This window comes from Nocardia sp. XZ_19_385 (assembly GCF_015355755.1).
Taxonomy (GTDB): domain Bacteria; phylum Actinomycetota; class Actinomycetes; order Mycobacteriales; family Mycobacteriaceae; genus Nocardia.
The window spans coordinates 295686-308961 of record NZ_JACVEE010000003.1 but is presented as its reverse complement, the minus strand read 5'-3'; the positions used below and the strand labels follow the sequence as shown (position 1 = coordinate 308961).

Below are 13276 nucleotides of genomic sequence, written 5' to 3'. Positions count from 1 at the left end.
CTCGAACGGCTCAGCCGAACAGGCGTCACGCTACCGGCAGGCAAACCGCCGAGCCGCATCCGATCGCCGCGGGTCGGCGTTGTCGCTGGTCAGTAGCTGATTTGCCGAGGCTGTCGTGCGGACACGCTCGTCGCCGCGAGCCGCACGCCTGCGCGGAGTGAATTCCGGCGGCCGACAAGCGGTTTCGGTACGGTCGGGAGAATGGGGATCAGCTGGGTAACACAGACACGGACCGGACTCGACCAGGAACGACCGCGTGCGACCCTCGCCGATGACGCCGTCACCGCGCTGGTCTCGCTATGGCTGATCGGCGGGCTCATGCTCGACGCGTGGGCGCACTCCAACCGGCCCGGTCTGGAAACCTTCTTCACCCCGTGGCACGCGGTGTTCTACAGCGGCTTCATCGCCACCGCGGGCTGGGTGGCGTGGCTGGTCTGGAAACACTGGCGCACCGGACGACGCGGTCTCGCGGCGGTCCCGCTCGGATATGGGCCCACGGTGCTCGCCCTGGCGGCCTTCGGGCTCAGCGGTGTCGCGGACATGTTCTGGCACACCATCTTCGGCATCGAGGAGTCCATCGACATTCTGTTCAGCCCGAGCCACCTCGGGCTGGCCATCACGATGGGCGTCATCGTCACCACCCCCGTCCGCTCCGCCTGGACCGACCCCGCGCCCGGCACGCTCCGCCGTTTGTGGCCCGCGCTGCTCGGTATCGGCCTGGCGATCGCGGAGATCATGGTCTTCCTGGAATACGGCAATGCCCTGATCCTGCGCGCGACCTGGATCGTCACCGGCTTGTCCAGCACCGAGAACAACTCCGCCGCCACGATCGCGGTCCGCATGCTGGTAACCAACGCCGCCCTGCTGCTGCCCCTGCTGTTCGTGGCCAGACGCTGGGGCCTGCCGCCCGGCGCCGCGACGATTTGCACTGTCCCACTACTGGTCCTGAGCGGCGCGGAAACCGGCGGCCGCAACATGAGCACCCTGCTGTCGATCCTGGTCGCCGCGATCGGCACCGACCTGCTCGCACAAGCGTTGCGCCCCACCGCCGCCCGCCGCTGGGCCTACTGGACCTTCGCCACCGCCGCGCCTTTCTTCACGTGGTCGCTGTACCTCGGCGTCGCCTCCGCCGCCGTCGGCAGCCTGCCCACCGTCACCGAATTGTGGACCGGCGCACCGATAGTCGCGGCCGGGGTCGGGTTGCTGCTGGGTGCGTTGATGCTGCCAGGCGACGGCAGCGGTGAGTGCCTGGATCCCGCCAAAAGGCATGCCGGGACGACGGACTGAGAGTGCCAGGACTGCAGGGCTCCGGAGCATCGGGCCGCGGGATGCCGCGAGTGCTGGCTGTAAATGCGCTCACGTGGCCGAATCGGGTTGCGGCGTAACGGGTTCCGGCACCAGCACAGGCTCGGTAACGCGCTGGTGGTGGAAGCCGGGCAGGTGGCGGTCCACCAGCGGGATCATCAGCTGGATCAGCGGGCCGATGCCGAAGGCGTAGACCAGGGTGCCGATGCCTACGCTGCCGCCGAGCACGAACCCGATCGCCAGTACCGTCACCTCGATCGTGGTGCGGATGAGGCGGACGGACCAGCCGGTGCGGCGTACCAGACCAGTCATCAGGCCATCGCGCGGGCCCGGCCCCATGCCCGCACCGATGTAGAGCACAGTCGCGGCGGCGTTGAGTACCACGGCCAGCAGCATCGCGGCGATCTGGGCTGGCAGCGATTGCCAATCCGGGAGCAGCCACAAACCGGCGTCGACCGAGATGCCGATCACGATGACGTTACTGATCGTGCCGAGGCCGGGCTTCTGCCGCAACGGGATCCACAGCAGCAGGACGACCACGCCGGTTACGGCCGTCACCATGCCGAAGCTGATCGGGACGTGTTCGGCCACACCCTGGTGGAACACGTCCCACGGGTCGAGCCCGAGGCCGGCGCGGATCATGACCGCCATCGAGAACCCGTACAACCAGAGCCCGCTATACAGCGCGACCAAACGACGAACCAGCATGCGATCAAGAATGCGGATCACTGGCCCGCAAATACAGAGCCAGTGATCGATTACTGGACTGATAGCGACAGGGACTTGCCGAGAGCGGGCCGCCTGTTGATCATTACCTGCCCGCCGTCGGGGCGCGCGCGGTTATCGTCGGTCGATGATGCTGCGCAATGTGACCGTGGACTGTAGCGATCCCTATGCTCTGGCGACGTTTTGGAGCACCGTCACCGGCTGGCCGATTTCCGGGGAGGACAGCCCCGGCGACGACGAGGTCCTGGTCGAATCTCCCGCGCCGGTGCCCGGGTTGCTGTTCATCCAGGTCCCCGAGACCAAGTCGGTGAAGAACCGGCTGCACTTCGATTGGATGCCGACCGAGCGGACCCGGGACGAGGAAGTGGACCGCATCGTCGGATTGGGCGCGAAACTGTTCGAGGACCACCGGACCGCCGACGGGCGCGGCTGGGTGACGCTGACCGATCCCGAGGGCAACGAGTTCTGCGTCGAGCGGAGCGTCTCCGAGCGCTGAGCTCAGCTGCCGGTGATCTTCACGACCGGCGCGAAACTACCGGAGAACGGTGCGGTGAGCACGGTGTCCCCGCCCTGCGGCTGGGCCGTCACCGCGTCTTCCGAACCGAGCAGTTGCGCAGGGCCCTGTAGGACAACACCTTTCACCGTGATCGGGCCGGTGGGGCGGCCCAGCACGATGGCGTAGGTGTCGGATCCCTTGCGGGTGAAGACGACTCGGGTTCCGTCGGCGGTCGTCGCCGTGGTGGTGGTCCACGGACGGGTGCCGTCGACGGCTTCCCGGTTGATCGCCAGCCAGGCGCCGATCGCGTCCAGCCGGGACTGCTGCTCGGGCACGATCACGCCCGCTCCCCCGCTGGGACCCGAATTCAACAGCAGCGCACCGTTGTTCGCGCTCGCCTCGGCCAGGCTGGTGAGCAACTCTTCGGGATCGGCGTAATCAGCGTCGGTTTCCTGTCGGTTGTAGCCGAAGGAGCCGCCGATCCCGCGATCCTGCTGCCAGAACTTCTCCTGCACGGTGTCGAAGCCGGTGTACTCCGGAGTCCGGAAGTCACTGTGCGGCACGGTCGGTGGAGTGGTGATCCGGTCGGCACCGCCGGGCTGGGACAGCGCCCACTTCATCAGCCGGTCGAAGCCCCAGCGCAGCGGCTGCCGGCCCATCAGCGCCTTCCAGTAGGACGCGGTCTGCCAGCGGTCGTTGACCACACCCTCCGGGACCGTGTTGTAGTAGTCGGCGAACAACGCGTTGAGACGCTGCTGACCGGTGGGCCAGCCGATGTCGTTCCACAGGATGTCGGGCCGGTAGCGGTCGATCAGCTCGCGGACCTGCGCCTCGGCGTAATCGGCGTAATCGGCACCGTAGGGCAGATAGATGTAGTCCCCCAACGTTTTCACCACTTGCGGCTGGAAGGTCCAGTCGACTCCGCCGGAGTAGTAGAGGCCGAACTTCATGCCGCGGGCGCGCACAGCGGCAGCCAGCTCACCGACCAGGTCTCGTTCGGAGTGGAAATCCGGGGCGTGCGGGTTACGCACAGCCGAAGGCCAAAGAGCGTATCCGTCAGCATATTTCGCGGTGAGGACAACATAGGAGGCACCGGAGGATCGGAAGTTCTCGGCCCACGCGTCGGGATCCCAGCCGGCCAGCTCGGCTTCGAATTTCCGGGCGATGTCTTCGTAGGTGGCAGCGCCGTAGGTGGCGCGGTGGTAGGCCGCGGCCGGTGAATCCGGGTCTTTGATCTGATTGGCGTAGTCCTCGGCGTACGGGCTGCGAGTGAGGGCGTGGTCGTAGTCCTGCACCACGGTTTCGGTGAAGGTGCGGCCGGTCGGCGCGAAACCCGGCACCGAGTACGGGCCCCAGTGCAGCATGATCCCGAACTTGGCGTCCTGGAACCAGGCGGGCAGTGGATGCTCGCGCAGCGATTCCAGGGAGCTGTCGTATCGGCCGGTGGTCGTCATAGCTGCCTTCGCGTCGTCGGTGCGCGCCCACTGCCACGCTCCGATACCGAACGTGGCGGCGGCCACCACGCCGAGCACCAGCACGACGACCCCGGTACGCAGGGCGATCAGGGCGATCCGCCGGGGCCAGGACTTCGGGTTCATGCGTCCACGCTATGGGCGGGGACACACTGCCGTCGTCATACCAAGGGCCCATCGCGGGTCGTCCTCGGGTATCACCGCCGGGTGACACAGATGCGCGCCCGGCAGCGGCCCACCCGTAGCCCGACCGCAGCCCTCCATCGAGTCGCTGCGCACCGCTGTATCTTCAGGAGAATGAGCAGCCTCGAGGTCGCCATCATCGGGTACGGGCTCGCGGGATCGGTGTTCCACGCACCGCTGATCGCCAGCGAACCGCGGATGCGGGTGGCCGCGGTGGTCACCGGGTCGGCGGAACGGGCCGCCCAAGCCGAGCGCGAGCATCCCGGCGTGCGCGTGTTCCCGGACGCCGACGCGCTCTTCGCCGACCTCTCCGGCATCGATCTGGTGGTGATCGCGACGCCGAACCGTACGCACGCACCCTTGGCGCGGCGCGCACTGGCCGCGGGAGTGCCTGTGGTGGTGGATAAACCGTTCGCGGTCACGGCGACCGACGCCGAAGCCCTTGTCGCACAGGCGGATCAGACCGGGGTCCCGCTGTCGGTGTTCCAGAACCGGCGCTGGGACGGCGATTTCCTGACCGTGCGGCAGCTGATCGACACCGGCAAGCTCGGTACCGTGCGACGGTTCGAGTCCCGCTTCGAGCGCTGGCGTCCGGTCCCCAAGGGCGGCTGGCGCGAGGTGGGTGACGCCGCGGACGGCGCGGGCATCCTCCTCGATCTGGGCCCGCACCTGCTCGACCAGGCGCTGACCCTGTTCGGCCCGGTCCGCGAGGTGTACTGCGAACTGGACCGCCGCCGCGACGGCATCCAGACCGACGACGACGCGTTCCTCGCCCTCACCCACGACTCCGGCGTCCGCTCCCATCTGTGGATGAGCGCGGTGACACCGCAGCTCGGCCCGCGCTTCCGGGTGCTCGGTTCGGAGTCCGGTTACGTCGTCCACGGCCTGGACCCGCAGGAAGCGGCGTTGCGCGACGGCAAACGCCCCGGCGACGGTCCTTGGGGCACAGTCGAATCCGGCGACTGGGGCCTCGTCGGCGCCGACCCCGACCTGCAGCCATACCCCACCCTGGCGGGCGACTACCCCGCGTTCTACACCGCGATGGCGGACGCCCTGCTGAACGGCGCTCCCGTCCCCGTCGACCCGCGCGACGCAGTCACCGCGCTGCGCATCCTCGAAGCCGCCCGCGACTCCGCGGCCGAAGGCGCACAACGCCCGCTCTAGTGGACGGTGTTCGGGTGCGCCGATAGGGTGCGGCGGTGGATAGTGCGGAATTCATCGACCGGGGCGCGTCTATCGCCGATCGGCTCCAGACGACCCAGTTGCCGCCATCGTGGCAGCTCGTGGTGATCACCGGCCTGATCGCGCTGGTACTTGTCGGCTACTCCCCTGTGTGGCGGATGACGCGCAATGTGGTGACCATCGCGCACGAGGGCGGCCACGCGCTGTTCGCCTTGCTCACCGGCCGCCGCCTCAACAGCATCACCTTGCATTCCGATACCTCGGGCCTCACCGTCTCCAGCGGCAAACCGTACGGCCTCGGCATGATCCTCACCGCGATGGCGGGCTACCCCGCACCCCCGCTGCTCGGGCTGGGTTTCGCGGCCCTGCTCGGCGCCAACCGCATCACCCTGATGCTGTGGACCGCCATCGTCCTGCTGGCGGCGGTCCTCATCAAGGTCCGCAACATCTACGGCCTGATTACCGTATTCGGTTTGGGGGCCCTGATTTTCGCGGTCTCCTGGTTCGGCACCGACACCGTGCAGGCCGCCTTCGCCTACCTCGGCGCCTGGTTCCTGCTGCTCGCCGGCACCCGTCCGGTCCTGGAGTTACAGCGCGGTCGCCGGCAGCGCTGGCGCAACCCCGGCGGTGTCGACTCCGACGCCGACCAGCTCGCTCGCCTCACCCATCTGCCCGGTCTGCTCTGGGTGCTGTTCTTCGCCGCCATCGCCGTCAGCTGCCTCGTGCTGGGCACCGGATTCCTGCTTTCCGACGCGACCGGCGTCTGTATCCCCGTGGTCTCCGGCGACTGCCCGGCCCCGTCCTGGCTCAACCCCTGAACCTGTTCACCTGACCACGAATTCGTCGCGCGGCGCGGGTTCGGCCGTGCGTAAATTGCTAGAAAGGATCGTGCACAGGGGGTAGCTCCATGCAACCGGATGACGGACGAGCGCTGTCCGAAGCCGCCATCGAAGCGCTGCTCGCCGAGGTGTTGCGCGAATGCGCACTGGAACCCCTGCTGCTACTGGATGCCGCGCGCTCCGGCAGCACGCTGGTCCGGATCGCCCGCAACGGCGCCGCTGGACCCGACCCTTTCGACGAAATCCTCATCGACGCCTACGAATCCACTCGTGCGCCGATGATCGGCTGGGCCACCGCAGAAGTCACCGACCCCGAAGACATCGTGCGCACCGCGTTCATGCGCGTCTACGCTCGCCGCCCGGATATCACCGAGGCCGAAGACATGCGCGAATACCTGTGGCGCACCACCGAGAACCTGATCCGCGACACCCCGCGCCACAAAACCGCCGACCGCCTCGACCCGGCCGGTGACGAACGCATCGCGCTCCTCGCCGAACGGACCGGCTTGTCCTTCGAGGACACGATTACGTTGCGGCACATGCTGATCGCGGCCTTGGAAACGCTGCCGCAGCGCGAACGCGAGGCCGTGGTGTTGCGCGGCTACGAGGGCAGCACCTACGCGGAGATCGGCCTGATCATGGGCTTGGCACCGGACACCGTGGAGTCCCACATCCACGATGCGCTCGCCGAGGTCAGCGCGCGCCTGCAGGCCGCCTAAGGGACCGGGCGAACGCTGGGCGATTTCCTCGGGCACGATGGATGCCATGAAACTGCGCATCTTCACCGAGCCGCAGCAGGGTGCGGACTACGACACGCTGCTGACCGTCGCGAAAGCTACCGAGGACTTGGGGTTCGACGCATTCTTCCGGTCGGACCACTACGTGGCCATGGGCGACGCCGACGGGTTGCCCGGGCCGACCGACGCCTGGATCACCCTCGCCGGGCTGGCGCGGGAGACCAAGCGGATCCGATTGGGCACCCTGGTCACCGCCGCGACCTTCCGGCTGCCCGGGCCGTTGGCGATACAGGTCGCGCAGGTCGACCAGATGTCCGGTGGCCGGGTCGAATTGGGACTGGGCAGCGGCTGGTTCGCCAGCGAGCATGCCGCTTACGGAATCCCGTTCCCGGAGGACAAGTTCGCTCGGTTCGAGGAACAGCTGGCGATCGTCACGGGGCTGTGGGCGACCAAACTCGGGGACAAGTTCGACTTCGACGGCGCGCACTATCAGCTGAAGGACTCCCCCGCGCTGCCCAAGCCGGTGCAGGATCCGCTGCCGGTGATCATCGGCGGGACCGGGCCCAAGCGCACGCCGCGGCTCGCCGCGCAGTACGCGAGCGAGTTCAACGTGCCGTTCCACTCGGTCGAGGACAGTGTTCGCAGTTTCGACCGGGTGCGGGCGGCGGCCGAAGCCTATGGCCGCACCGATGAGCTGGTGTATTCCAACGCGCTGGTGGTCTGCGTCGGTGACAGCGATGCCGAGGTCGCACGCCGGGCCGCGGCGATCGGCCGGGAAGTCGATGAGCTGAAGACCAATGGCCTGGCCGGGTCGCCCGCCGAGGTGGTCGACAAGATCGGGCGCTATGCCAAGATCGGCAGTTCGCGCATCTATCTGCAGGTTCTGGATCTGGGGGATTTGGACCACCTGGAATTGATTGCGGCGAAGGTGCAGTCGCAACTCTGAGTGCCGAACCCGCCGTTGGATTTGCTAACAATCTGCCGACCGACACCGATTTAGCAGATGGCCCGCGCATATCGACGACGCTGTGCGCCAGTTCACAACACAGGCCCCCGCCGTGTCACTCGGACTCGTCTCCCCGGAGGATGTCCGGCAGACAGCAATCCATTGGCTATCCGAGTTCTACCCGTCCAGGAGTTCTCTTGAGACCGTTCCGTCGCACAAACCGCCCAGCTGAATCGCGTAAGCCCGGCACCTTGGCCACCGCCATCGTCGCCTCGGGTATCGCCCTGACCGTGTGCGCGGCAACCGCCGGTGCGCGCCCCGTCGGGCCATTCGATGTCGGCGGAGCGATCGAGACGGAATTCGACCGGGCCGGAGGTACGGGCGCGCTCGGCGAGCCCACCGCGCCGGAAGCGGATGCGGCGGGCGGCGGCAAGTTCCAGACTTTTGCCAACAACGCCTCCATCTACTGGTCCGATCCGACCGGCGCGCACGTCGTGTCGGGTCCGATCCGCAATAAATGGAGTGCGCTGGGCTGGGAAAGCGGGGCGCTGCGCTACCCGGTGACCAGTGAATCCCAGACTCCGACCGGTTCCGGCCTCTTCGTCCAATTCCAGGGCGGTTCCATTTATTACTCCGTCGGCACCGACGCGCACCAGATCGGCGGATTCATCCGCGACAAGTGGGGTCAGCTGGGCTGGGAGAACGGCCCGCTCGGATTCCCGCTCACCGACGAAGCCGCGGGCGCCAAGGGCGGGCGCTATAACCTTTTCCCAGGTGGGGCTATCTATTGGTCGTCCAGCTCGGGCGCGCACGCCGTGTGGGGCTCGATCCGGGACAACTGGGTCCGGGCCGGTGGGGAGAGCGGCCGCTACGGTTATCCGACCAGCGACGAATACGACTACGAAGACGGTAAAGCCCAGGACTTCCAGGGCGGCCGCATCACGTGGCAGCCGTAGGTAGGTAGCCTGTCGCCTGTGCAACCGCTTGGCGTGAACGATCCGCGACGGATCGGGGATTACCGGATTCTCGGTGTCCTCGGCGCCGGCGGTATGGGCAAGGTGTATCTCGGCCGCAACGCCGGTGGGCGCACGGTCGCGGTCAAGGTCATCCGGCCCGATCTGGTCGGCAACGGAGAATTCCGCGCGCGGTTCGAGCGCGAAGTGATCGCGGCGAAGCGCGTCGGCGGGCGATTCACCGCCCCGGTGCTCGACGCCGACGTGAACGCGAATCCGCCGTGGCTGGCCACCGGTTACGTGGCCGGGCTGCCGCTCGACGACGCGATCCAGCGGTTCGGCACCTTCAACGAAGACACCCTGCGGGTGCTCGCGCGCGGATTGGCCGAAGCGCTCGTCGCGGTGCACACCGCGGGCGTGGTGCATCGGGATCTGAAACCGTCGAATGTGCTGCTGGCAGTGGACGGTCCGAAGGTGATCGATTTCGGCATCGCACGTGCGGTGGAGGACACCGCGCTGACCACCACCGGAAAGGTCATCGGCTCACCGGGATTCATGTGCCCGGAGCAGGTCACCGGTGAACAGGTGGTGCCGGCCAGCGATGTGTTCGCGCTCGGCGGGGTGCTGACGTTCGCGGCGAGCGGGCAGGGGCCGTTCGGCAGCGGCGACACCGTGCAGATGCTGTGGCGAGTTGTCTACGAGGAGCCGCGACTCGAGGGCGTGCCCGAACGGCTGCGACCGCTGATCGCCGCGTGCCTGGCCAAGGATCCGGCGACGCGCCCGACTCCGCAGCAGATTGTCGACGAGCTGGCGCAGGTCGGTGTGCCGGCGGGCGGCGGCTGGCTACCCGGGCCGGTGCTGCACGAGGTGAGTACCCGCGCGGTGCAGTTGCTGGATCTGGATTCCGGGCACTCCGATCCGGTGCCGGATTACACGCCGCCAGCCCAGTGGTCCGCGCAGCACACGCCGCCGCACGGGCAGGCTTGGCCCGCCACCGCGCCGAATCAGTATGCGCCACAGGGTTATACGGGCCGAACCGATCCGACACAGCTGTCCCAGCCGCATCCCAACCACTGGCAGCCCGAACCGCACAAGCCGAAACGCCGAGGCGCGTTGATCGCTGGACTGCTCGTCGCGGTCCTGGTCGCGGTCGTCGCGTTCGTGGTCGGCAACCAGCTGCGCGACGACAACTCCGGGGCGAGCGGAACAACCAGCACATCGACGGACGCGCCGAGCACAACTACCAAGCGCACCACCACCACGACCTCGGCGCCGTCCACCACGGCCGCCGCGGGTGAGTCCGTACCGGAAGCCTTTGTCGGCCAGTGGAAAGGGACCGCGCAGGACGGCCTGGTCGGCTTCGACATCGAGCTGAACATCAAGGATGGCAAGATCGGTGAAGAGGTCGCCACCTCGGCCAACACCGGAAAGCTGTTCGGGACTCGATGCGCGCGAACCGAAACCCTCACCGCCGCGAGCGAAACCGAGCTGACCTTCCGCGCTCGCCTCGCCCCCGGCTCCGCGGGCGACTGCGTCGACGAAGGCAAAACGTCGACCGTCAGACTGTTGCCCGACGGATCCGTGTCCTACAGCACACCCGGCCTGCTCGGCGGCACCATCGCGGGGACGCTCCGCAAGAGCTAGCGGCCCGTCGCGCCAGCGATTCATGATCACCTCGGATACGCTTGCGCTGCTTCGTCCCTCGCTCCCGCGCTTTCGCGACCAACGGGATGGGGTCTTGCCAGCCGGACGATGGTGTCCGTTCCCGATGTCTCGGCAGCGGCCGAGGAGCTGACGAACACGGAGAAGTCATGACGATCGCTGGTGCGCGCACCGCCGTGCTGATCCCGGTATTCGCCGCGATCCTGGCCACGGTGGGCATAGCCGCGCCGACCGCGAGCGCCAATGTTTCCGATACGGTCTGCGGGACTCCGCTGAGCCAGGGCGAGCTCACCTCTATCGCACGGCTCTCCGACACAACCGCTTTGGCCGGTTCGTCCATGGACCGGCTGGAGCAGGCCGTCGACAATCACCGGCAGATCACCGAAATCCTGGTACGGCACCGAGATCGGCGCGGGGTCCTCGCCCTCGGCCTCAATGGCGTCGAATACGCCGCCGTCATGCCTCTGCAACGGGACCCGGCGGCATTCGCGAATCCCGAATGGGCCCACCGCATCAGCCTGGAGCTGCTCTCCCGCTTTCTCGACAACCTGCACGCCGAATTCACCGGCGCCCTCGCGGCACCACACTGGGCCCACTACTTCACCCTGGCCCGCCAATGCGACCTCTCCGCCGCCCGCGTCGCCATGGCCGGCTACAACGCCCACCTCACCGTCGACCTCACCTATTCCGTTGCGGCCGTGGGCAGTACCCCCGAGAATGCCCCCGACTATTTCCGCATCGTCGACTCGATCGCCCAGCAGGGCCCGCTGATCATCGACTCCACCAAGGCCATCTACAACGGCGACCTCGGCCCCCTATGGCGCTTCTACTTCGTCGGCGAAGGCCTCGACGCCGTCCTGGGCGCGGGCGTAGCCACCGGCCCCCTCCTCCGTCTCGCCGACGCCGGCGCCAACGTCTTCATCTTCACCAACGGCCTCGCACTCCAAGACCCCGCCCTCGCCCCGGCCGTCCGCGCCGAAATCGATCTCCTCTGGCCCACCGCCGACACCGCCTTCGCGGTGCTCAGCGCCAACGGCGGGCTGTAGGCCGGCAACCGTCCCGAACTTCGCCACGCCTGATCGCGTGGTCCGAGCGCATCTGGTTTCCCGTGCCTATCCTCGTCCGAACAGGACTCGCCTGCGCGGTGCTCAGCGCCAACGCGGGCTGTAGACCGGCACCGTCCCGAACTTCGCCGTGCCGGATCGCGCGATCCGGGCGAATCAGGTTTCGCGTGCCTATCCTCGTCTGGACAGGACTCGCCGTCGCGCTCATCAGCGTTGAATGGACTCGTATCGATCAGTCGTGCTGGGTGATCATGCCGGGCGATCGGGTAAGGACCAAGACATGGGGATCGCGAATATCCGGGGACGCCGAGCGCGTTCCGCCTCGCTGCTTGTCGCGCTGATGGTCGGTGCGACACTCACCGCCTGTGGCGAGGAGTCCGAGCCGAGTGAGACCAACGGCGGCACCGCGGTCAGCACTACCGCGACGAGTACGCCGTCCGGCGTGCCGGATCTGGGGGCCGCCGAGGAGATCACGCTCGGGATCGATGTGCCGTGGGGGTTGGCGTTCTTGCCTGATGGGGCCGCGCTGGTGGCGGAGCGGGACAGCGGGCGGATCCTTCGAGTGGTGGCAGGGCGGGCCCCGCAGGAGGTTTACCAGGTTTCGGGGGTGGTCGCGCGGGGCGAGGGTGGGCTGCTGGGGCTGGCGGTGGCACGGGACTACGCCGAAACCCGTTGGATTTACGCGTATTTCACCGGTGCTGATGACAATCGGATTGTGCGATTCCGGCTGGATGGGGCGCAGGAGGTGGTGTTCTCCGGGATTGCGAAGGCGGGGAATCACAATGGCGGGCGGATCGAGTTCGGGCCGGATGGGATGTTGTATGTGGGGACGGGGGATGCGGGGCAGACGAATCGGTCGCCGGACCCGGGAAGTCCCAACGGGAAGATTTTGCGGTTGACGCCGGAAGGGCAACCAGCGCCGGGGAATCCGACGGCCGGGTCACCGGTGTACAGCCTTGGACATCGGAATGTGCAAGGGCTGGCCTGGGATCGCACGGGGCGGTTGTTCGCGGCCGAATTCGGGCAGAACCGGCTCGACGAGGTGAACCTGATCGAACCCGGGCGAGACTACGGCTGGCCCGCGGTGGAAGGTACCGGCGGAGCCGACCGGGGTTACACCGATCCGCTACTGACCTGGCCCACCTCCGCAGCCTCCCCCTCGGGGATCGCCATCGCGGGCGACACCCTGTACATCGCTGCCCTCCGCGGCGAACGGCTCTGGACCGCAAAGATTTCCGACGGCAAGCTCGAGGAACCCCAGGCCCTGCTCCGCGACCGCTACGGCCGCCTCCGCACCGTCGCCGTCGCCCCCGATGGCGCGTTGTGGCTCACCACCTCCAACACCGACGGACGCGGCGATGTCCGAGATGGCGACGACCGCATCCTCCGCTTCCCCGCGAAGTGAACCGTTGACCACCGCCGGCCAGCTCAGCCAAGCAGGCACCGGCTTCTGACGTAAAGCGGGACTTCATCGAGGCGTTTCGCGGGTAGACCGCCCGGTGATGTCCCACGTACCCGCAGACTCCCCTGGCTCGGCCAACGGATCGCGACCCAAAGCGGGACCTGACCGGGCAGTTTCGCGGGTAAACCACTCGGCGATGTCCCACCTACTCGCAGACTCCCCTGGTTCGGCCGACAGATCACGGCCCAAAGCGGGACTTCATCGGGGCGTTTGGCGGGTAGACCGCTCGGTGATGTCTCAGTTATCCGC

The 13276-nt window shown here is 67.6% G+C and carries 12 protein-coding genes; 10 read left to right on the top strand and 2 right to left on the bottom strand.

Annotated elements, in window-relative coordinates; all coding sequences use genetic code 11:
* Nucleotides 1–201 precede the first annotated feature (201 nt).
* Complete coding sequence (locus IBX22_RS25040; RefSeq protein WP_228539405.1) at nucleotides 202–1287, top strand: hypothetical protein; 1086 nt, start codon at nucleotides 202–204, stop codon at nucleotides 1285–1287.
* A gap of 69 nt (nucleotides 1288–1356) precedes the next feature.
* On the opposite strand, the gene IBX22_RS25035 is transcribed toward IBX22_RS25040, so the two are convergent.
* Nucleotides 1357–2013, bottom strand: coding sequence for a YitT family protein (locus tag IBX22_RS25035; protein WP_228539403.1), 657 nt, complete (start codon nucleotides 2011–2013; stop codon nucleotides 1357–1359).
* Between the two features lie 145 nt (nucleotides 2014–2158).
* Here IBX22_RS25035 and IBX22_RS25030 point away from each other — a divergent pair, with 145 nt between their 5' ends.
* A complete protein-coding gene (locus tag IBX22_RS25030; protein WP_194818148.1) occupies nucleotides 2159–2527 on the top strand; it encodes a VOC family protein in 369 nt (122 codons plus the stop codon).
* A gap of 2 nt (nucleotides 2528–2529) precedes the next feature.
* On the opposite strand, the gene IBX22_RS25025 is transcribed toward IBX22_RS25030, so the two are convergent.
* The gene (locus tag IBX22_RS25025; protein WP_194818147.1) at nucleotides 2530–4125 is read right to left on the bottom strand and encodes an alpha-L-fucosidase; all 1596 of its coding nucleotides are present in this window, start codon (nucleotides 4123–4125) and stop codon (nucleotides 2530–2532) included.
* A gap of 171 nt (nucleotides 4126–4296) precedes the next feature.
* Between IBX22_RS25025 and IBX22_RS25020 the strand changes: the two genes are divergently transcribed.
* From IBX22_RS25020 to IBX22_RS24985, 8 genes are all read left to right on the top strand, one after another.
* Nucleotides 4297–5346 carry a Gfo/Idh/MocA family oxidoreductase gene (locus IBX22_RS25020; protein WP_194818146.1) on the top strand — a complete coding sequence of 350 codons (1050 nt, stop codon included), beginning with the start codon at nucleotides 4297–4299 and terminating at the stop codon, nucleotides 5344–5346.
* A gap of 35 nt (nucleotides 5347–5381) precedes the next feature.
* A complete protein-coding gene (locus IBX22_RS25015) occupies nucleotides 5382–6182 on the top strand; it encodes a M50 family metallopeptidase (RefSeq protein WP_194818145.1) in 801 nt (266 codons plus the stop codon).
* An 89-nt stretch (nucleotides 6183–6271) separates the two neighbouring features.
* Nucleotides 6272–6922, top strand: a complete 651-nt coding sequence (locus IBX22_RS25010; RefSeq protein ID WP_194818144.1) for an RNA polymerase sigma factor — start codon at nucleotides 6272–6274, stop codon at nucleotides 6920–6922.
* 46 nt (nucleotides 6923–6968) lie between these two features.
* On the top strand, nucleotides 6969–7886 hold the full coding sequence (locus tag IBX22_RS25005) for an LLM class F420-dependent oxidoreductase (RefSeq protein ID WP_194818143.1): 918 nt from the start codon (nucleotides 6969–6971) through the stop codon (nucleotides 7884–7886).
* Between the two features lie 197 nt (nucleotides 7887–8083).
* Nucleotides 8084–8842 (top strand): LGFP repeat-containing protein, encoded by a 759-nt coding sequence (locus IBX22_RS25000; protein WP_228539401.1) that lies wholly within the window; start codon nucleotides 8084–8086, stop codon nucleotides 8840–8842.
* 18 nt (nucleotides 8843–8860) lie between these two features.
* Complete coding sequence (locus IBX22_RS24995; protein WP_194818141.1) at nucleotides 8861–10483, top strand: serine/threonine-protein kinase; 1623 nt, start codon at nucleotides 8861–8863, stop codon at nucleotides 10481–10483.
* A 167-nt stretch (nucleotides 10484–10650) separates the two neighbouring features.
* Entirely contained in the window at nucleotides 10651–11547 is an 897-nt protein-coding gene (locus tag IBX22_RS24990; RefSeq protein ID WP_194818140.1) for a DUF5995 family protein, read from the top strand.
* 298 nt (nucleotides 11548–11845) lie between these two features.
* Entirely contained in the window at nucleotides 11846–12970 is a 1125-nt protein-coding gene (locus tag IBX22_RS24985) for a sorbosone dehydrogenase family protein (protein ID WP_228539399.1), read from the top strand.
* The last annotated feature ends 306 nt before the right edge of the window (nucleotides 12971–13276 follow it).